At 33.0% G+C, this 20486-nt stretch carries 18 protein-coding genes; 6 read left to right on the forward strand and 12 right to left on the reverse strand.

Translation table 11 applies throughout. The features are described 5' to 3' along the window. Nucleotides 1-79: 79 nt before the first annotated feature. Nucleotides 80-925 (reverse strand): hypothetical protein, encoded by an 846-nt coding sequence (locus tag FN960_RS15460; RefSeq protein WP_143849753.1) that lies wholly within the window; start codon nucleotides 923-925, stop codon nucleotides 80-82. Between the two features lie 467 nt (nucleotides 926-1392). Between FN960_RS15460 and FN960_RS15465 the strand changes: the two genes are divergently transcribed. Then, nucleotides 1393-1758 carry a PH domain-containing protein gene (locus FN960_RS15465; protein ID WP_143849754.1) on the forward strand — a complete coding sequence of 122 codons (366 nt, stop codon included), beginning with the start codon at nucleotides 1393-1395 and terminating at the stop codon, nucleotides 1756-1758. 355 nt (nucleotides 1759-2113) lie between these two features. On the opposite strand, the gene FN960_RS15470 is transcribed toward FN960_RS15465, so the two are convergent. The 11 genes from FN960_RS15470 to FN960_RS15520 all read right to left on the reverse strand — a co-directional run bounded on the left by FN960_RS15470 (nucleotide 2114) and on the right by FN960_RS15520 (nucleotide 16248). Then, nucleotides 2114-3076, reverse strand: a complete 963-nt coding sequence (locus tag FN960_RS15470) for a tRNA dihydrouridine synthase (protein WP_143849755.1) — start codon at nucleotides 3074-3076, stop codon at nucleotides 2114-2116. A 146-nt stretch (nucleotides 3077-3222) separates the two neighbouring features. Continuing rightward, nucleotides 3223-3453 (reverse strand): hypothetical protein, encoded by a 231-nt coding sequence (locus FN960_RS15475; protein WP_143849756.1) that lies wholly within the window; start codon nucleotides 3451-3453, stop codon nucleotides 3223-3225. Nucleotides 3454-3465: 12 nt separating this feature from the next. Beyond that, nucleotides 3466-3945 (reverse strand): NUDIX hydrolase, encoded by a 480-nt coding sequence (locus FN960_RS15480; RefSeq protein ID WP_143849757.1) that lies wholly within the window; start codon nucleotides 3943-3945, stop codon nucleotides 3466-3468. 15 nt (nucleotides 3946-3960) lie between these two features. Then, nucleotides 3961-4365 carry a hypothetical protein gene (locus FN960_RS15485; RefSeq protein ID WP_143849758.1) on the reverse strand — a complete coding sequence of 135 codons (405 nt, stop codon included), beginning with the start codon at nucleotides 4363-4365 and terminating at the stop codon, nucleotides 3961-3963. Between the two features lie 336 nt (nucleotides 4366-4701). Then, complete coding sequence (locus FN960_RS15490) at nucleotides 4702-6402, reverse strand: hypothetical protein (protein ID WP_143849759.1); 1701 nt, start codon at nucleotides 6400-6402, stop codon at nucleotides 4702-4704. Between the two features lie 45 nt (nucleotides 6403-6447). Next, the gene (locus FN960_RS15495) at nucleotides 6448-7542 is read right to left on the reverse strand and encodes a DUF4297 domain-containing protein (protein ID WP_143849760.1); all 1095 of its coding nucleotides are present in this window, start codon (nucleotides 7540-7542) and stop codon (nucleotides 6448-6450) included. 190 nt (nucleotides 7543-7732) lie between these two features. After that, a complete protein-coding gene (locus FN960_RS15500) occupies nucleotides 7733-9472 on the reverse strand; it encodes an ATP-dependent nuclease (RefSeq protein ID WP_143849761.1) in 1740 nt (579 codons plus the stop codon). A gap of 38 nt (nucleotides 9473-9510) precedes the next feature. Then, nucleotides 9511-10050 (reverse strand): hypothetical protein, encoded by a 540-nt coding sequence (locus FN960_RS15505; RefSeq protein WP_143849762.1) that lies wholly within the window; start codon nucleotides 10048-10050, stop codon nucleotides 9511-9513. Nucleotides 10051-10267: 217 nt separating this feature from the next. Further along, entirely contained in the window at nucleotides 10268-13612 is a 3345-nt protein-coding gene (locus FN960_RS15510) for a DEAD/DEAH box helicase family protein (RefSeq protein WP_143849763.1), read from the reverse strand. A 12-nt stretch (nucleotides 13613-13624) separates the two neighbouring features. Continuing rightward, nucleotides 13625-14785 (reverse strand): restriction endonuclease subunit S, encoded by a 1161-nt coding sequence (locus FN960_RS15515; RefSeq protein ID WP_143849764.1) that lies wholly within the window; start codon nucleotides 14783-14785, stop codon nucleotides 13625-13627. Beyond that, nucleotides 14782-16248 (reverse strand): type I restriction-modification system subunit M, encoded by a 1467-nt coding sequence (locus FN960_RS15520; protein ID WP_143849765.1) that lies wholly within the window; start codon nucleotides 16246-16248, stop codon nucleotides 14782-14784. Before FN960_RS15520 ends, FN960_RS15515 begins: the two co-directional genes overlap by 4 nt. A 323-nt stretch (nucleotides 16249-16571) precedes the next feature. Between FN960_RS15520 and FN960_RS22880 the strand changes: the two genes are divergently transcribed. From FN960_RS22880 to FN960_RS15535, 5 genes are all read left to right on the forward strand, one after another. Next, on the forward strand, nucleotides 16572-16733 hold the full coding sequence (locus FN960_RS22880; protein WP_185971063.1) for a hypothetical protein: 162 nt from the start codon (nucleotides 16572-16574) through the stop codon (nucleotides 16731-16733). 141 nt (nucleotides 16734-16874) lie between these two features. Next, entirely contained in the window at nucleotides 16875-17006 is a 132-nt protein-coding gene (locus FN960_RS23230; protein ID WP_260682034.1) for a hypothetical protein, read from the forward strand. Nucleotides 17007-17071: 65 nt separating this feature from the next. Continuing rightward, the gene (locus tag FN960_RS15525; protein ID WP_143849766.1) at nucleotides 17072-17263 is read left to right on the forward strand and encodes a hypothetical protein; all 192 of its coding nucleotides are present in this window, start codon (nucleotides 17072-17074) and stop codon (nucleotides 17261-17263) included. Beyond that, complete coding sequence (locus FN960_RS15530) at nucleotides 17235-18641, forward strand: recombinase family protein (protein WP_143849767.1); 1407 nt, start codon at nucleotides 17235-17237, stop codon at nucleotides 18639-18641. Before FN960_RS15525 ends, FN960_RS15530 begins: the two co-directional genes overlap by 29 nt. 229 nt (nucleotides 18642-18870) lie before the next feature. After that, nucleotides 18871-20355, forward strand: coding sequence for a recombinase family protein (locus tag FN960_RS15535; protein WP_143849768.1), 1485 nt, complete (start codon nucleotides 18871-18873; stop codon nucleotides 20353-20355). Nucleotides 20356-20486 lie beyond the last annotated feature (131 nt).

Here is a 20486-nt window from a genome sequence, read left to right on the forward strand (position 1 = left end):
TGGTATGGATATCTTTTCTAGTAAAAGAAAAGAAGATTATAGAATATCATAGGGGGCGGGATGGTGGCAAGAAGCATTTTTATAAATCGTAATTCTTCAAACTACTCCTAAATAATAGATACTCTTTCATCTCGTAGAGTTGTAACTCAGAGTCTATTTTATCATAGCCTATATCAATGAACCTTTCTGATTCTCCCCAACTTTTTTCTGAACCTGCAATAGTTGATAAGTCTTTATTAAATCGCAAAGTTTGATTTAAATTCAGTCGAATATCTCGAGGCGAAACAATATTAAAGTCACCGAATGTATAATACATAAAATTTTTGTCTTCGTTATATTTATTCCAATGCCTATTTTCTTCTAGATTAGACAGATATAAAGAAAATGAAATATACCAAATCTCTGTATTTCCACAGTAATCTGTAATTTCTATATAACGATGATAACGACACAATCTTTTTTCATATTTACGTTCTTCTTCATCAAATGTTCCATTAACAGAAAAATAAGGATATATAGGGGAAGATGAAAAAGATATAATATCTTGATGTGCATACTTATCAGGAAATTTATATTTGTTTTTATACGTTCTAACTACAGGTAATGTTTTAGTCGTCCCTATACTTTCAGTTCGTTCTAGATCATTAAATATATGAGACCTATATACACCTCCTAACAAAGGCTTTATCCTAAGACTATAATTAAAAGCTAGTTTGCTGGATGAAATAGAATTGTCAGTTTTAACACTAAACCCTGGTCCATATAACCATTTCTTTATTTTGCTCTCCTTTTGAAAGTAAACAGTATAACTCCCATGTTGATTATAGCTATTTAATTTAGAAATTTTTCTATTTAAGAATAATGCTATAATTGCTACTAATAAAGAAAATATAGCTATCCCATGCTCCATAAATAAATCATTCACAATATTTCTCCTTAATTATGTATTTTTTTATCATACTTAATTTCACTGATGTTTTCACTTTTTATTTTCAAACTAAATTTAATTGAAATTTTAACATATTTCTCCTTAAATTATTGACTCCGTCTTACTCTTTTTAATATGCTGATTATAGCAAGTCATACCATTGATAATGTTCTCTTCTGTATAATTCTTAAGAGCTCTTTCCATTTACGATAGGCTTACTTCTCACCAGTTTGAGAGGGTAGTTTGTCCAAAAGGACTCAAGAAAGGCAGAGAGAAAAATAATCAAAAATAGCGTTAAGTTGATGTAGATGGTTCGTATCGATATCTAACCTACTTGAAGCTTCAAACAAAGAAAAAAGCAACTGCTGTGAACAGTGACCTATAACAAATAATCCATCTTTTTTTGCCAAAAAAGAAAATTTTATAGTATACTGGAATAAATCACTTATAAGGATGTGACCAGTATGAACACATTTAAAGAACAAGTGGCTCCGCTTGGGAAAACGTATTTACTCGTATATAGTAAGCACTTAGAAACACTTCAAAGTCTCTTAGATTCAGATGAAAACATCCTTACAATCGGGGCTCAGTCCATTAAAAGAAATAGGATATTCGCTATTACTGAAAGTCGCTTAATTATTGTAACATTCGACGGAAAAGGCAAAGAGCATCAAATATTCGAGCAGGATAAGATCCAAAACATAAGAGTAAAGCCTAAAATGCTCTATTATGATGTTTCTTTTAATTACAATGAAGAAAAATATAATTACTTCCCTGAGGAAGGTATCAAACTTTTCTCACCTATAACAGGTTCAGAAGTACATAATTAGTAAGGAGCTTAGGTTCCTTTTTTACTGTTCTGAGATGAGAGTAGAATTGAGTGCGCTTTTTAGCATGCATGTTCTGTTTTGAAAGCTGTTAATTGGGAGCTTTCACTTCATCTATGGCCGTTAAACGACAATTGAAACTGATTCTCTCGTATTCTCTAAAATACTTATGTTTTTCTAACATAGATTTTCAGTAGTTTTAGCTTGATTTCATTTTGTATTTCAATTGTTACATCCTCATGTACTTCTGCTCAGCTAGACGTATTTAAATACTTATAAAATCACGTATAATTATTTCAAAAAAAACAGCTTTCAAACCCAATCATAGAGAGTTGAAAGCTGTTTTTATTTAAATCCACTAAACCCCTACCCTAAACTCATCCAACAATCCTCTTACCTCATCCGTCGTCTTTGCATTCATCAACTGATTCCTTAACTCCCCTGCTCCACGGAAATCGCGAACATAGATTTTAAAGAATCGATGTAGCGGTTTGAAGGCTCGTGATTCGATTTTATGATAGTGGTCGTGTAGGTCTAATTGTAAGCGTAAGAGATCTAGTAATTCGTCACTGGTGTGTTCCTTTGGTTCTGTTTCAAAGGCAAATGGATTTGTGAAAATACCACGGCCAATCATAACACCGTCGATTCCGTACTTCTCAACGAGCTCCAAACCGACTTGGCGGTTAGGAATGTCTCCGTTGATTGTGAGTAAGGTGTTAGGTGCAATTTCATCACGCAGTGCCTTAATCTCGGGTATTAACTCCCAATGGGCTTCTACTTTGCTCATTTCTTTTTTCGTGCGTAGGTGTATGGAAAGGTTGGCAATGTCTTGGTTTAAGATGTGTGTTAACCACTCTGTCCACTCTTCTATCTTTGTGTAGCCTAGTCTTGTTTTGACACTGACAGGAAGTCCTCCTGCTTTTGCTGCTTGGATTAGTTCAGCGGCGACTTCTGGACGACGAATGAGGCCACTTCCTTTTCCGTTACCAGCTACATTGGCTACAGGGCAGCCCATATTAAGGTCTATTCCTTTAAAGCCCATTTCCGCCATGCCAATACTCATCTCTCTAAAGTATTCTGGCTTGTCTCCCCAGATGTGAGCGACAATCGGCTGCTCATCTTCTGTAAAAGTTAAGCGTCCACGTACACTCTGTTTTCCGTCTGGATGGCAGTAGCTTTCTGAGTTAGTAAACTCGGTAAAGTACACATCAGGGGCTGCTGCCTTGGCTACTACATGACGAAACACAACGTCCGTTACGTCCTCCATTGGTGCTAATATAAAAAATGGACGAGGTAAGTCGTTCCAAAAATTCTCTTTCATTATATCTTCTTTCCTTTCAATTATCTGATTACACTTATATAGACTGTTGTAATAATATGTTTAGTTAATGAAGTCTTACCTAAAAAGACCCCACATTCGATTTTAACGAAATATGGGGTGAACTAGCAAGTTTATTTTATTGGGTTCTAGTCTTGTTTCACTTGCTTTAAGCTCTCCATAAATTCGCTATACGTACTTTCTGTAGTAAATTGATTCTGATAGGCGTCTTGAAAATCTTTTGACAGGGTTAGAAGAAATCGATCTTGATTTTTTTCTAAGGTTGAATCAACTAACACTAAACCACTTACTTCAATTGGATAATCCATAAACATTTCTTTTTGATTGATCTTATCTCCATCCAGTTTTGACTTTATCATGTATTCACTCCTCTATCTGATATCTATCAATAACTCATGCATAGGCTGTCTACGTACAAAGTACTTTTCAATGAATGTAAGAACTTCCTCGTTTCCTGGTAAGCTAACATATTCGGTCGCTTCGTTAAAGCTCAACCATTTATATTCACTATGTTCGTGGTTTAAAGTGACTTCCTGTTCCTCATCTACAAACCCTACAAATACGGGTGCAATATATATATCGTTAGTATGAGGCGAGTAAAATTGTTCAATTTTATTTGCTGAATATAAGGTTACATTTGTGATACCCGTCTCTTCTTCAATTTCCCGGAGTGCTGCTTGCCAAGCATATTCATTGCCTTCCATGCCTCCTCCAATGTAACACCAAACATTTTGCAAAACGGTAGAATCTCGCTTTAATAACAATACTTTGTTTTCATTGTTACATTTTTTGAGTAAGACGACTGCTATTCCCCTACACTTTAGAGGTATTTCAAACGTTTCTTTATCCATAAGTGTTTGCCCCCTTTATTCAATTGTGTCGGTTAATTCAAGATAATACTCACCAGGCCCTACCTTTTTAAACTGGACATTTGTACTAGTGATGGTGACCAACGTTTCTTCGTTATCTAAAAGTAGAATCTCAAACGATGAATTGTCATTAAGATCAAACTCTGATTCTTCAAATTGGAATTCCATTGACTCCCCTTGTTCTATTTCAGAACCGTCAGCATATGCGCTCCCCTGAGTAAACGTCCGATCCCCATTCTGATATCCAATTATTTCAATTCCGTTCATTTCAACATTGGTGTTATTTTGAATGGTTAGTGTTACATTTTCATCGTTCATTGTCTCTTCTTCATATGAATGAGAACATCCAGACATATAAATAACGATCAGTAAGGTCATAACAAATCCAATAAGCCTACCCACACCATCCACCCCTTTTAAAGGAAGCTCATCCTCATGTAAGCTTCCATTTTTTACTGTTACAAGTATCCTATTATAAAATTTATCGTTTATCAATATATTTTTATTATAAATCAAGAAATAATAGTTAAAAAAGTACAAAGCCTCATAAAAGACCTTGTACTTATATTTTCAATCACTATTTAGATTGTTTAATTTCCATCTCCACCACACACTCCACATGTGTGGACTGTATTTGACAACACAAGAGATGTTGGTGGGTTTATCAACATTCGAAAGAATTTATGAAATTATATTATGTATTTATACATCTATGGCTAAGGACTATTAAATGTAATATTACCGGAGATTCAAGCTCTGCTCTAAAAGTTGGTTTATTTCCATCGATACAGATTCGTATTCATTTTCTTGAAGTAAACTATATTGGGTTTTTAGTTCAATTATCTTACCTTCAAAATCAACATCAGTATCCATTTCTCTTACTCCCAAGATAATTTGGGAATTCTTTGGCTGCTCCTCCAAAATAACTTTAATCATTTTCCTTAAATTCTCTGGAGATTGATCCTGTTGATTTGGAGAGTCAATCACAATAGGACAAAAGGTTGCAGTCGAATATTCATTTACTACTTTTAAGAAGCTATAATAATAAGCTAATAATGCTCTTGGCAAACCGCTTCCGGTTTCCTTTATTACTGAATCAATTGCTTTATACGATTTTTGTGATATCGTATGCACATCTAATTTTAATAGAAGGTCAGTCATTGTATCTATGTAAAGGTTTTTTATTTCCTTTTGCCGTTCTTTATCATTATAGAATTTTATATTTTCCTTTAGAAGGTCAATCCTTTCTATATTTTCTACAATTCCTTTAGTCAATCGACTTATATCGGAGTCTAATATGACTCTAAGCTCTTTTTTGCCTTCGTTTTGAATCAAGTCCCTAAGTGTAATTTCGCCTTGTTTCTTATCTAAGGTTTCTTTTATTTTTTCAATTTCATTATTATTTTGATTAAAGGATTGATACTGAACAGCAATTGCCTCTTCTATCTTTTTTAACTCAAGCTCCTTTTCGATCAATAACTCCTGACATCGATCTTCGTCTTTTGCTATATCAAACCTTTCAGCAAATGAATTCTCGTAGATATTTCCGCAAGTCGGACAAGAAACTGTCTCATCTTCTTTCAATGCGAAGTGGTAATCCAGATTTAATTCTGTCATTGTATTTTTAATAATCGTAATATGGGATTGAAGACTAATCTTAATATTGTTAAGCTCTACAATTTTTTCTTGTAGTGTATCCCCCTCTTCTTGTAAAGAATGATAAAGCATTACTAATTCGTCTATTTCCCTTTTAAAGGCTTCCATATCAATGTCTAATTGAACTCTAATAAATTGATCTATGAGTTTGTTCGATACATTTTGAGTTAGTTTCTTTTCAGACTCTAAACTTGAAACTACTGTGTTATATTTTTGGATTTCAGCTTTGGTTTCATAATATTCATTTGGTTTTATACCAGAATGGTAATTTGCCATATCTTTCTTCCAAGTTCCTTTAAGATGAAATAACCTATCAAATGAAGACCAATTTGCTTTCCATCCCGCATCCTGATCCACATAAAAGGGAAGAAAATAATAGGCTGGAGGTGGTGTAATCAAATCTCCTTGCTTGTTGTTCAACTTAATCTTAAAGCCTAATATAGTTGCCAAATACGGACCTAATCCTTTAGTAACACTATTAAACGTCTCAATGGATTTTTCGTCGTGGTTAAAAACAGCATAAAATTTATCTTTTCTTAAAATCGTGTAATCCTGATTATCTACGCTGAATTTAACAACACTTATCACATCAGCGTTTTTCCATTTAGGGTGTACAATTTTAGGAGTTGCCCCAAAGGAAGTATAGATGCTTTTTAGTAATGAAGATTTTCCAGTATGGTTAGTCCCTTTTATAATTGTAATCTTTGGATGAAACTGTACCCTTTTTGCTTTTCTCTCTATTTTCGATAACAGCAGTATCTCGCTTATTATTAACCTCTTCATAATTCCTCTTCCTTAGATTTCGAATTAGTTTTCTAAAGTTTCCATTCATATCCCGTAATACTCCATTAGAATTATAGCTTTTATAAAAAATTCATCATAAATGCAGTTTGGTTCTGTAACCAAAAATTTTTTATAGGTTGGCTCCAAAATTCCTTGATAAAGCTTTAAAATAGTCGTATCTTCTATATATGGCTCAAGCGTTCTTTTAATTTTATTTTTAACAAATAATAAATACTGATTAGACAAGTCCATTTTTTGAATTTCATACTTATCCCAAGAGCTTCTTAGATTTAACCTTACTCTAATAGGGATACCCTCAGCCAATAATTGTCTCTCAGTCATATTCCATAATTCTTCATATTTATTCTCTATATCAACATTACTTAGAATATGTTCAAACATAGAACGACCAATTGATTTATGTTTTATTAAATCCTCAAATTGATCTAAATCATATTCATAGTTGTTTTTTCTTTTAACTTCATCAAAGATGGATTTATATATCAACCCTACTCTAAACTTACCATTTGGATTTAATTCTTCTAAAAAAACCCCTAGTTTTCCTCTTACATACGTCTCTCGGTCATTTACATTCAAATCAGAAACTTCCAAGAAAGTCATATCAATTAGGTCTGGATTGTCAGCCAAATTAAATTCTTGTTTGATTTTCTTTATTACCTTTTCTACTTCACTTGAAGAAAGCTGATTAAAACAAATCTTTCTTTTATCAATCCCTTTCTCTTCTAATGAATTTAACTCAACATTAAAAAGAGCATTTGAAACAAAATGGATTGATAATGTATGGTTTGGAAATTTCAAACGACAATCGTATAGTTTCCCCAGTATAGAAGGCAATTTACCGTATTTCCCTGAACTTTGTCTTGTTAAATCCGTGGTAGACCAAGTGCCAGGCTGCTTTGTTTTTAATTGATAAAATGACATTAGATCGGGTTCTTTCTCGTTATTAAGTACAACCACATCATCGTGATAGTCTAGGAGAATTAAATAATTTACATTCGTCTTATGTAATTCGAGAATTTTACAAATTACCCAATCCTGTTGATAAGCAAAGCGATTAGCAGACCTAGAACCACTTTTTTCTCTGGGTTTTATATTTATAATTAATTCCTTAAGTTCCATTTGATCCGTCCTTAAAAAAATGGTTATTTTATACTTAATTCGACATAAATCAATATTTCCCTTTATAATATATTAATTTGAAATAAAAAAAGACCAAATTCTTGAAATTAGGTCTTTTCAGGTCGTTTTTTGGCTATAAAGTAAATAGAGACTTTCGAAAGGTTCATTCTTAATTGAAAGTATAAATCTATTATGAATTTTCTTCCTTAATTTTAGTTGTAAGAACATTTTTTATCCTTTTGAATGAATTAGGTAAATTCTTATGCTGAAGTCTTTGTAATACTCTTATTATATTCTCGATCTTTTTAATTTCTTTATGCCTTTCAGTTAATAAATACTTTTGAGTGGCAGCCGCTTGTTCAGCCGCGGGAACAGTAATAATTTCATAGTATGCCTGGGTTGCAGTTTTAGATGCCACTAAATCCATCTCTAGACAATAATTCATAGATATGATATTAAATTTTTCTAACAAATCCATAGCTTTACTATGATTAGTTCTAAATAACCTCAACAACTTGTCACGGTCTGCTTCCTTTGGAATTAAATCCATAATCAAGTGTGAATCCTTATACTCATACCTATACTTCGGAAATCCATTTTCATTTCTGCTAGTTGCTAGTTTATCATTTGTGTAAGGAAGGAAGAAATCTTTATCTACAACAATCAAATAAGGGATATTTAGATATTTTAATAAGTAAAAAGGATAAGTTAGATTTTTAATCCCTTCTAAGTTCAAAATACTAACTCCATATAAATCAGTGTCAATCCCTTTTTGTTCTAAAAGAAGTTTTACAACCTCAGCATCATTTTTACTTTCTACAACTACAATAAATTTCGCAAAGAAGAACTCACTGTTTCGATACCGGTAAAACTGGTAATACTTAAACTCTTCAAGATTATGTCTCTCCCAAAAATCCGAGGGTATTTGATATCCAGCTGTTTTAAAACCTCTGAGACTATCTTCTATCTTTCTAAATAGGATAATTTCATTATGGTCAAGTTGATCTGCTATAACAGCAGAATGGGTAGTAAAAATAATTTGTATTTCAACAGAGCTTCCGGACTGATTATCTTTTATAGATTTTATAAACTCTCTTTGTGCTTGCGGATGTAAGTTAATTTCTGGCTCTTCTATCCCCAAAATAATATTATTATGTCTTATTTCAGCTAGAAATCTATATAATGAGATAATTGTTAAACTTTGAATGCCGCTACCACTTTCAGTTATATTGTATCTTAATCCTTTTTCTTCAATTTCTAATGCTATGTCATTCAAAAGTAAGGAATAATCTATTTGCTTATCAAAATTTAACCTGAATTTAAAGTTCTTGTTTAAGGAATAATATCTTTCTACTGCTGCTTCCACCTTGGAAAGACCGACTCGTTCTAAGTTTTTTGCTACTTCTTTTACTCTTGGTGTTAGAGTATCTCTCCGAGACGTGCTCTTTTTCAAAAATTCCTGGAGAACAATACTAATAAGGGAATTTTCGCCCCATATTACTGATTTTTGGTCTCTGTTTGGAGGGATTAAAACATAATTTATGTCCTCTTTTAAATATGAGATAAATTCATCGTTAAGTAAAACATATTGACCACTTTTTTTATAGTGAAGAGTTCTTTTTTTCGTTTTAAACGAGTAAGTCATCCTTATTATTAGTTGATTACTCTGAGTTATATCTATGTAGTAGTCTTTAATAGGTATATCTTCAAAAGTAAGCTCGATCCTCACTAAACTTTGATTCGAGTATTGATGCAATCCATTTATGAAATTCATTTCTTCCTCTTCATAATTAAAGAAAGCATTTAACGCCCTTAAAATAGCTGATTTCCCGGAATTATTCTCACCGACTAAAGCTGAAATTTTACCATTCTGTACTGTACAGCTATGAATAGATCTAAAATTTATAATGCTAGTACTTATTAATTTCATTACTCCATCCCTTTTCCCCTAAATTTCCCTTGTGTGACTTACTCATTTATAAAGTTAATAATTTCAACTAGGTCTCCAGCTGAAGAACCAGAAAAATCAAATTCTGTTCGTTTTGTGCATAATTCATCTAATACATTTCGAAAAGAGATAATCTGAACACCCTGTCGGGCAATATAGGTAAGTTCTATAGGATCCTTAACATTTCCATAAATGAATTGATAACGCCAGTTACCACTAGACATCAGTTTATCTCTTAGTAGTTGTTTTTTGGGAGAGAAAAACTTATTTTCAACCCATTGTGCAGCACATAATTTGAGTTGCTGTTCATTTCTTATTTTTGCACTTGTATTCTTTAATACCTGTAATTCACTCATAACTTGGGCTGTCAGTTTGCTTATATATCCAACCGGCCTTATACTAACTTGAACTTCGCAGTGAATACAGTCCCAATTGTTTCCTCCAATATTTTTTACAGCAAGGATATCAATTTCTTCAATCTTGTCTTTTAATCCTCTTATTGTAAAATAACCGTTACGATTGAACCATTCCTCAACCAATGTTTCCGCTTGAAGTGCCATCAACATCACCTCTTTTCATAATTCTGTAATTAAAGAATATATCTTGCTACAATTAACTGCAAAACCACTTTTTATAAAGAATTCCATTTCAGCTGTCAAGAATTATGTATATGACCTCTTTTTCAAACAATACTCAAAAGGTTTATCTATAAATTAGATAAACCTTTTAATATTCTCAGGGCTGCTGAAGTTGATTTTATTGAGAATGTCAAAAAGATTAGGCCCCTTCATACTCCTCAGTATTACGATTAATCATATCGATAATTCGTATAATTCCACGTACATCGTCTATATTGTCGCTAAATAGCTCGGTTACACTTCCCAAAGAACGGAATGGATCTTCTTGTAGCACTTTCTTCTCAAGGGTACCGTTCTTCACGACATAATCAATGATGAGTTTAACAAATCGTAGTTGATTAACATTTAACTTTTCTTCATTCAAGAACTCCGAAAATGCTTCATTAGCTGCCTGTTGGTCAAGACCTACAATTTGTCTAACGAGTTTTGCAATCGGGGTATCACCAAACTCTTTTTTATAGTCATCCTGGGTACCTAGTTCAGTCCAAAGAATTCCCTCAAGAGTTTCTACATCTTGTCTAGTCAATGTTTTGTTATGCCGGAGCTTATATATGGCGGTTTGATCTTGATGTTCTTTTAAATATTGATTAACCTTCTTGCGGTAATTTTGCAGGTCATTTGAGCCATAAAAAGGAGCTTCACCTTCACCAATCAAAGTAAAGTTATCCTTGAAATTAGTGTAATAATCCTTTTGGCTTTCTTTTTCTAAGAATTTTACCAACTCACGTATAGCCTCACGAACTTCTTCAAGTTCAAAAATATTGGCTTCTTCCCAAAAAACATCTGTCTGTACTTTCAATAGTATATCTCTTTTGGCATTAACTTGAGGTATTGTACTTAGTTTAGATAATTCTTCAGCTGTCTGAACTACACTTTTAATAGGTCTTGTTGCATTCTTTGCAGTAAGTTTAGCAAGTTCAATAGAATACATTACGCTATCGAATCGCTTTGCTAGTTCATCATCCACTATAGAAATGATCAACGGTGAGATATACTCTTGTATTTCACTCACATTCGTTACGCTAAGAGCTTGCCAATTCTCCCGGTTTTTATATTTGTGGACATACTGTAGATGCATTCTTACTTGGAAGTTTTCCTCATTAAGCTTACTTATCTCTTGATAGACATCTTCAATTAGTTCTTTACGGTGCCGAATATAAGGTTCTTCTTGAAAATCGATTGCTTGAAGTTCTTTAATTATATCTACCTTCAAATTAAAGATCCGTTCAGTTAAGCCAACTGAAAGTTTCCCTTCAATTCCTTTTTGATTTTCTCTAAAAAACTCAAAGTTTCTTAAATAATCAAAAATTAAAAAGTACTTTTTATCCTCACCGACTCCAAAAAGATTCGGATATAGGCGAGTCCCCCGACCAATCATCTGCCAAAACTTTGATTTTGAGCGAACCTTTTTGAAAAATACCAGGTTTACTACTTCTGGAATATCTACTCCGGTATCTAACATATCCACGGATACTGCAATTTGCGGAAATTTATCCTTTGTTGAAAAATCGTCTATTAGGGTTTGCACATAATCGACTTTATAATCAATTTGAGCTGCAAATTTCCCATTGTATTGTGGATAAATATGATTAAAACGTTCAACGATTCGTTTAGCGTGCTTGGAATTATTAGCAAAGATAATTGTCTTACCTAACTTATCTCCACCCTCAACCTTAATTCCTTTCTCCATTAGGTCATTCAATACTTGGTCGATGGTATGATCATTAAACAACCACTGGTTAACAGCAGAATTGCTTATCTCTTCTCCTTCTTCTTCCTCGAAGGTATCTTCAAATTGTTCTTTTTCTTCATCAGATAATTCATCATAACGGAGACCGTCATCTAAAATTTTTGAAGACGCTTCAAATGTTCGGTATTCAACTAGATAACCATCTTTTACTGCTTGTTCAAGTTCGTATGCATAAGTAGGAGCACCAGTTTCTAAGCCGAAAATATCGTAAGTATTTTTATCAATTTCATCTTTGGGAGTAGCAGTTAATCCTAATATGATACCATCAAAGTATTCAAAAATTGCACGGTATTTTTTATATATACTCCGGTGACTTTCATCTACGATTATTAAGTCAAAATGGCCAACAGTAAAAAGTTTATTGCCGTCTTTTTGTTTTGTATCATCAATTGCACTCATCATCGTTGGATATGTCGAAAATACCATCCGGCTTAATTCAGGATTATCTTTGTTATCAAGTAAATTACAAAGTGTCATACTTGGGAGAAGGTTATTAAAGTTTTTCTTTGCCTGTAATACCAAAGCAGTTCTGTCCGCTAAGAACAACACATTTTTCACCCAGTTGTGTCTTACCAAAACATCCACCAGGGAAACTGCGGTTCTAGTTTTTCCGCTTCCAGTAGCCATAACTAAGAGGGCTTTTCTTTGTTTTGATTGTATAGCTTCACAAACAGCAAGGATTGCTTCTTTTTGATAATAACGATTGGAAATCTCGTCTTTAATTTCAATATCAGCTAATGGTCTTTGAATTGTGCGACGATCAATTAAAAGTTGAAGATCTGACTTAGTATAAAATCCAGATACTTTCCGTTCAGGGTAATTCACATCATCCCAAAGGCGGATATCAAATCCATTTGTGTAAAAGATTATCGGTCTTTGACCGTGCATTTGTTCAATGCAGTCAGCATATAACTTTGCTTGCTGTTTTCCTTTGTTAGCATCATATGAAGTTTTCTTCGCCTCAACCACAGCAATTGGTTTACCGTTATCTCCAAGTAAAACATAATCCACAAATCCTGTATTCTGACTGTTTGGCATACCAGAAACTTGATACTCTTCAATTACGTTTTTTCCAAACTCCCAACCTGCTAATTTTAGTTCTAAATCAATGTAGATCTTTCTGGTTTGAAGTTCAGAAATTTCTTCTACTTGGAAATTGTATTGTTCGGTGTTCTCAATACGTTTATCAGTTAAAACCTTACGTAATTCCTCATTTTCACGCATCAAATCTTCAAGCTTTCGGTCTTTGGAGCTTAACTTTTCATATAACTCTTTATATTCCTCTGGTCTTCTTCGTGGCTCGTCTCCAGTTAAAAGAAGCTCTTCCTTAAACTCTGAATCAGAATAATCATCTGAGTAACAATAATCTAACCAATCAATAAATTGATGAAGGTTATGTAATGCTAGTACAGCTTCATCTCTTGTAATTGTTGAATTGGTGTGGACAGCTACATTTCCCAATTTAATGATATATTTCATTAAAGGGAAAAGATCCTCGTCTATAATTGACTTAAATGTAGGCTCGTGTATCAAACTGGATAAATTATCTTGATATGGTGTCTTTAGTTCACTATCTGAAGTATATAGCCATTTTACTGACAGTTCTAACGCACGACGAGTTAAAATTGCACAAGTCGAAGGGCTTACTTGAAGACTTTTTTCAGCCTCCAAGCAAGCATTACTAAAACTACTAAATTGAGCTTTTTCCTGTAAAAACTCAAAGTTACTTAACAAATGAATTCCTCCCTATAGCTCTCCTTTAAATGCACGTTGTAAAAGAGATTTATACAATTCCTCTTGTATTTCAATCTGTTTTTCTACTTTCTTTATCAATCGATTTGTTTCATTAAAGAATTTAGAAAACTCATTTTGTTTTTCTATTGGTGGAATAGGAACCTCAATGCTTTTTATTTGATTAAAATCTAGATTATCTGCTGTTACAGATCTTACCTGGGACAATAATATCCTTTGATAATTTTGAAAAAATAACAATAAATACTCTGCTGTTATAATATTATTATTAGGAATAAAAGCTTTCATATCTTGATTTAAAGTAACTGAATTCTTATTAATTGCTACCGGTAAATGCCTTTTCAGAATCCCACTTCTAATAACCATTAATAGGGAATTAGGAGGAATTAATTTAGTTGAACTATTATTAATAGCGTCATCATTAATATGATCAATGCTATCTTCAATAATCATCATCTTCATATCTTTTGGTGTAACCCAAGGAATATCACCCGTATAATACTCAGGTTTACTTTTCGATGGAGTGCCTCCACCCTTTATATCTTTACAGATTTCTTTTAGTGAAATAGATTTATATTTATTACTATTAATTACGGGATCACCAAACATCTGTAAAAATACATTTTGAATAAGTGAATATATTGCTGAAATTTGTTCTTTACGGTTATAGATTAGCATCTCGGCTTTTTCTAATAGGTCAATGATTTGTTGTTGCCCTGATAATGATGGTAAAAATATATTCAAACTTTCTAGGTCTTGTTTGTTAAACCCAGCTTGAGCCGCTCTTGTACCAACGTTTTTGACAAAGTTTTGAAAAATATCTGACTTAAGATAATAAAATAGATATCTTTTTAACACTTTTTCTTCATCTGGAATAGTTTTAATTATTGCAACATTATATGCTCCACTTTGACCAGTAAGTATTTTTCCAACCGATGCACCATATCTTGCAATTAATATATCCTGTTCTTTGCAGGTTTTTAAATTAGCAGTCACAGGAACGTACCCTTTTTCGTTTCTCCCTTGAGTAAAATCTCTTATCTGTAACATTCGAATATATCCATCTTCTTCTCTAGTTTTCCATTGACTTTTGGGAGGTTGAGTACCTCCTTGAAAGTCACAAATGGATACTAATGAAACAACAGAGTTACTCACTTGATTAACATCTCCATTTCTTCCAAGCCTTTCATTATGCCCTCTTCTAAATTCCTTATTTTTTCAATAATAACTTTTGGATCTTCATACTTTATTTCTGTATATTCAATCTCTTTGTATTTATTTATAGATAAGTCATATCCATTGGTCCGAACTTCATTTACTGGTACGAAGAATGATTGTTCTGTCCGTTTTCTTCCGACTTCATTAAACAAGTTGTTAAATCTAGATAATATATCTGGAATATCATTTTCATCAATGGGCTTACGTTTATCATCCAAAGAGAATCCATCTGACTTCATATCATAGAACCAAACATTTTCAGTACCACCAGCACCAGTTTTTGTAAAAATCATTATGGCCGTTGAAACACCAGCATACGGTTTAAAAACTCCAGATGGCATTGAAATTATTGCTTCTAATTTATGATTATCAACAATTTCTTTTCGAATAGATTTATGAGCATTAGAATTGCCAAACAACACGCCATCCGGAACAATTACAGCAGCTCTACCACCTTTTTTTAGCATTCTAATAAACAATGCTAGAAATAATAACTCAGTCTTCTTTGTTTTAGTAATTTTTAATAGGTCATCAGATACAGATTCATAATCCAAAGAGCCTTTAAATGGTGGATTAGCTAGAACAAGTGTGTACTGCTCAGTATCCTTATTCTGCTCGGACAAACTATCACGGTAAGCTATATTAGGATTATCTACCCCGTGAAGCATCATATTCATTGCACCGATTCTGAGCATTGTTCCATCCATCTCAAATCCGTGGAACATTTTTTGGTTAAAATGCTCTTTCAGGCTTTGAACCAGGAACATATCACTATGATTTTCTTTTAAATACTCACCAGCGGAAACAAGAAATCCTGCTGAACCAGCTGCCGGATCCACTATAATATCTTCAGGTGTGGGCTTCATCAATTTAACAATCATATCAATGATATGACGTGGAGTTCTAAATTGACCATTTGTACCAGCTGTAGAAAGTTTTGAAAGTAAATACTCATATAAGTCACCTAGAGTATCCTTTTTACCATCTGTATTACTGGCTTGCATTAACCCATTTATACCTGCAACAACTCTTGCTAAGAGTGATGGAGTAGGAATTACAAAAATAGCATCCTTCATAAATTTAGAGTACACAGACCCTTTTCCGCCCAGGCCTTTAATAAATGGGAAAACCTCCTGTGAAACCACATTAAACATTTCATCCGGACCCATATTTGAAAAAATAGACCAACGTAACTGTGGCTTATCTTGTGGAAAGATTCCTTCGTGTTCAATGCCTAACAATTCTGCATCCATTTCTTTTTTCTTTTCGTTATCATCTAAGCCCTTGATATATAACAAATATGTAAACTGCTCAATAACAGTTAAAGGATTTGTTATTCCACCTGTCCAAAACGTCTCCCAGACTTTATCTACTTTATTCTTCAATTCACCAGTAATCATTGTTACACCTCATAAATTAAGAATCATATAAACATATGTAAGTTCTATTATACTATATCTCACTTGGAAATATAATGGGAAACCTACTATTACCATTCATACACATAGTACTAATTACCTAAAATAAAAAGTTTATTATTTTTTTCTCTTAAACCATTGGTTTTTCAAAAAATTTAAGAATATAATCCCTTTGAAAATTTTAAAGCAAGAAATCAGACAGTAATTTAACCAATAATATAACACTTACATACAAGAATAAGTATTGAGCTTAAGTTACTTCTTTTTTTCTTACACATACATCATTAGAACAAGGAGAGAAAACTTTGAAAGTTACACGCTATTATGCATCTCAAGCAAATGCCCTAAATGCAAGGACTATCATACAAGATTTATTAGTAACTGAGTTAGAAAGAATGTTAGATCAACCAGCTAATGAAAAAAATCTAATAGATAAGAAAGATCAGATAGGAAGTGAATGTGCTTGAGACATACAGATCAAGATTTTCAACCGAAGAGATTAAATCATAACAACCTTACAGAAAAATTAGTAAGGCTCCAGGAGGAAGGCTACTTATCACCATTTCTACTTGAACAATTCCTAGCCTATAAATCTGGGGGTATAAACAATGAAAGAAGAAAACATTAAGTTTTTCCCCGGTCAGGAGAAAGGAATCATCAAAATATTTGTTAAGGACACTGATACAGAAGAATCTGTCCAGCTAAGATTTGATTTAGAATTTGACGACCTAGAATCATAAGAATTTACTCTTGTCCGTATAAAACACACCTATATCCGTCAAAGATGAAAAACGGAGGTGTGTTTATGCGGAAGAAAATTAATATTCAAACGGAATCTGAGATGAACCCTATAGCAGATATTTGGATGCAGCATTTAATCCAGCGAATAATTGTTGAGCAATTAGATGTTCATCATAGATTACAAGCAAAGTTACTTTATCAAAACATAGTGAAAGGAAGAGGAGACATTGGTTCAAGTAATGCAAAGCAAAATTAAATACAAGGTATTTTTTCGAAGAGTTAGTACCATCACTCAAGATTTAGCTATGCAGGAGTCTGCTGATGCTTTGTACAGAGAAAAGTACATAAATAAAGAGATCTTAATTTTGAACGAAGATGGAGTTTCCGCTAACAAATTGAACATTGAGCAACGTCCACAGATGAAAAAACTCATCAACTTAATCATAAATAATCAAGTTGATATTATTTACGCCTTTGACCGTACGAGATTGTTTCGCGATTTTTATGAGTCCAATTACTTTGTCTCCCTGTGCAAAAAACATAATGTGGATATCTTCTTTACATCATCCGGACATCAGCAGGCAACAGATAGCACACTTCTTGAAGGAGTAATGAACATTGTAAGTGATGTTGAGGGAAAGAACATTGCGAGAAGAACTGAAGAAGCGAGAAAAAGGTATCCCCCTCGTAAACTTGGATACATAAAACAAAAAGAGACCAAGCAGTACATTAAGGATCCAAGTAAAAAGGATGCATTACTCCAATTCTTTTCAGCAATCAAAGGAATTACTTCTCTTGAACATTTAGAAGCTACTTTAAACGAATATAAAAGAATCCTTAAAACTACAACAAAGCAACTTTTAAAAATTGCTAAGGATCCTTTTTATGCCGGATTTGACTTAACAAACGGAAAGAACAAACTCTCCCATATAGAGCCTTATTTAACGTATGAGGACTTCAAAGAGTTGCAAGCTCACAATAACTTGCTTTTATCTTATCAAGATATTGAGCGGTCTTTAAACAATCAAGATATTTACGATGTGTGTTGCGGGATTTGTAGAAAACCAATGAAATTTCATATGGATATTCCTGCTAAAAAAGCCTGGTATTCCTGCTCACGAAAACACTCAAAAACTTTAATAGGAACAGAAGATCTAATTCTAATTATTAAAGAATCTCTAGAGAAAATCATTGAGCACCTAGATACAGAACTACTTCTTAAGGATTCGAGGCATTTCTTCCATTTAATTCACAAAAATGCGAATGTAGAACTAAGATCATTGGAATTAAAAAAACATAATGTGATGGAGAAAGTCATTTTAGAGACTGATGATTTTACTCATTGGAGACAGAATCCTCACTATATTGAATTAACTAAATTAGAAAAGACACAAATGGACTTCCTTAACCAAATAGAAGAAAAACAGGCTCTATTAATCGAAAATGAGACCTTGGTGAGAATGGTCAAAGATTACCTGCACAAATGCAGAAAATCTAACCCTTATTTTCTTGTTTCAATGCTGTTAGGGAAATTATACGTTTATCCGAATGAGGTAAACCTTATGGTTAGTAAATTTGATTACCTTTCAGATTTACAGACTCAATATGTATTAAAAGGAGAGAAGTTATTATGAAAGAAGTTGTTATCTATTGTAGGGTCGGGGTCAATACAAATGAGAAAAACCAAGAATTCTTTAGCAAACAATCGAAAATTGAAGAATTTGTTCTTAGTAATAATCCATTGGATATTATTGAACCTATTTACCAAAAAAGTTACGAATATATTCTATACAAATACTGTGTTAATTAAAGATTTGTTAACAACCTCATCCATTTTAACAACGTGAAAGGAGATAGTTAATCTTGAGAACTTCGTTTGCATATATTCGCCGTTCCTCATATAAGCAACAAAAAAATAACAGTGTCGAAATCCAGAAACAGCATATTAAAGAATTCGCAAAGCGGAATCAACTCTTTGTCCCTGATGAACTGATTTACATCGAAGACGTTACAAGTGCATATTCCAAACGTGCAGCTCAACGAAAAAAATTAATGGAACTTGGCGAGAGAATGGTTGAAATGAATATACCAACCGTTATTTTCCACGATATTTCCCGTATGGATCGTACTGGTTATTCATTCACTATTGATTTTTATCGCCCAATGCTAGAAAAACTTCCGGAACTTGAGATCTACACAACTGATTCAAATACACCAGTTGATCTTGAAGATACTAGTATCAAAATGAATTTCTTGTTATTTCAACACGAATCAGAAGTAAAATCTGATCGTGCAGTAGATAATTTAAAAATTTTTTTAGAAAGTAAAGAAACATTTAGACCCGGATCAAAAACTCCTTATGGATATAACCAGATAAAAAAACAAAAACACCAACAACATTTGGAACCCAATGAAAATGCTGAAATTGTATCTTTTATTTTTTTCCTGTCAAGCTGGGGGAAATCCTTACAAAAAATAGCCACAATTTTAAATGAAGCAGAGATTCCTTCGCCAAAAGGCGGTATATGGCGGTCTAGCACAGTTGAAAATATACTTAAAAATCCAGTTTATACAGGCAAATTAATCTGGAATGTACATAAGAGGAAAGATGATGGGCAAAAGCAATTCATTTTTGAAAAATCACATCAACCTATCATTAACAAATTCCTTCCTCAATTAATTAAACAAAACAATCATTTGCAAAAAACATTCGGCCGGATAGATACACCTTTTTTATTTTTAAACAAGGTGAAATGCAGACATTGCGATCAGTCCTTAAGCACACAGAATGGCTCTACTAAAAGAAATGGTTCCAAATACGACTATCAATACTATGTATGTAAAAGTTGCGGATATAAAGTTGGCACCCAAGATCTTCACGACAAGTTTATCCCAATAATACTAAATCGTATTAAGGAGTCAATTACAACAACTCAGATAAAACCTAAGACATTGGCATTTATTGAAGAAATGAGTGAATCAGTTGAACTCACTATTGATCCAAATCAAAATCTCTTACAAAAACTCGAAGAAAAATTAAAGTTAGCAATAAATCTAGAAGATCGAAAACTTGAACTTAAAATTATGGAGTTTATCCAACAACATAAATATTCTTTGAAAGAATACATAAGCTGCCTAGAAACCTTAAAGCGTACTTATCAACTTGTGGAAATGGATCAGTTCTTTCCCAGATTTAATGAGATACTGGAACATCAATTAGGCCCAGATGAAAAAAGACTTATCATTCTGTATTTTGTAGATTACCTTATTCTCTCTACTGACAGGGAACCACAGCTGCATTTCAAACCAAATATTTTCTCCGACCTTATTGATTCACTTAGTGGATGAAATACCGAAATGTAAATGATGTTGAATGGACAAAAAACCGAACAGTTAGCTGTTCTAGAAATACCGCCTTTATTAACTTTAACCAGAACCCCTATAATTAGGGGTTTCGTATAGGGCTTGTTCGGTAATTT

The sequence above is a fragment of the Alkalicoccobacillus porphyridii genome (assembly GCF_007293315.1).
In the GTDB taxonomy this organism is placed as follows: Bacteria; Bacillota; Bacilli; order Bacillales; family Bacillaceae_D; genus Alkalicoccobacillus; species Alkalicoccobacillus porphyridii.

Bases quoted from the DNA above. Each gene is read 5' to 3' on its own strand.
- FN960_RS15520 (WP_143849765.1), bottom strand. From the start codon at position 16,248: ATGATTACTGGTGAATTGAAGAATAAAGTAGATAAAGTCTGGGAGACG.
- FN960_RS15495 (WP_143849760.1), bottom strand. From the start codon at position 7,542: ATGGAACTTAAGGAATTAATTATAAATATAAAACCCAGAGAAAAAAGT.
- FN960_RS15480 (WP_143849757.1), bottom strand. From the start codon at position 3,945: ATGGATAAAGAAACGTTTGAAATACCTCTAAAGTGTAGGGGAATAGCA.
- FN960_RS15475 (WP_143849756.1), bottom strand. From the start codon at position 3,453: ATGATAAAGTCAAAACTGGATGGAGATAAGATCAATCAAAAAGAAATG.
- FN960_RS15490 (WP_143849759.1), bottom strand. From the start codon at position 6,402: ATGAAGAGGTTAATAATAAGCGAGATACTGCTGTTATCGAAAATAGAG.
- FN960_RS23230 (WP_260682034.1), top strand. From the start codon at position 16,875: ATGAAAGAAGAAAACATTAAGTTTTTCCCCGGTCAGGAGAAAGGAATC.
- FN960_RS15525 (WP_143849766.1), top strand. From the start codon at position 17,072: ATGCGGAAGAAAATTAATATTCAAACGGAATCTGAGATGAACCCTATA.
- FN960_RS15505 (WP_143849762.1), bottom strand. From the start codon at position 10,050: ATGGCACTTCAAGCGGAAACATTGGTTGAGGAATGGTTCAATCGTAAC.
- FN960_RS15500 (WP_143849761.1), bottom strand. From the start codon at position 9,472: ATGAAATTAATAAGTACTAGCATTATAAATTTTAGATCTATTCATAGC.
- FN960_RS15465 (WP_143849754.1), top strand. From the start codon at position 1,393: ATGAACACATTTAAAGAACAAGTGGCTCCGCTTGGGAAAACGTATTTA.
- FN960_RS15470 (WP_143849755.1), bottom strand. From the start codon at position 3,076: ATGAAAGAGAATTTTTGGAACGACTTACCTCGTCCATTTTTTATATTA.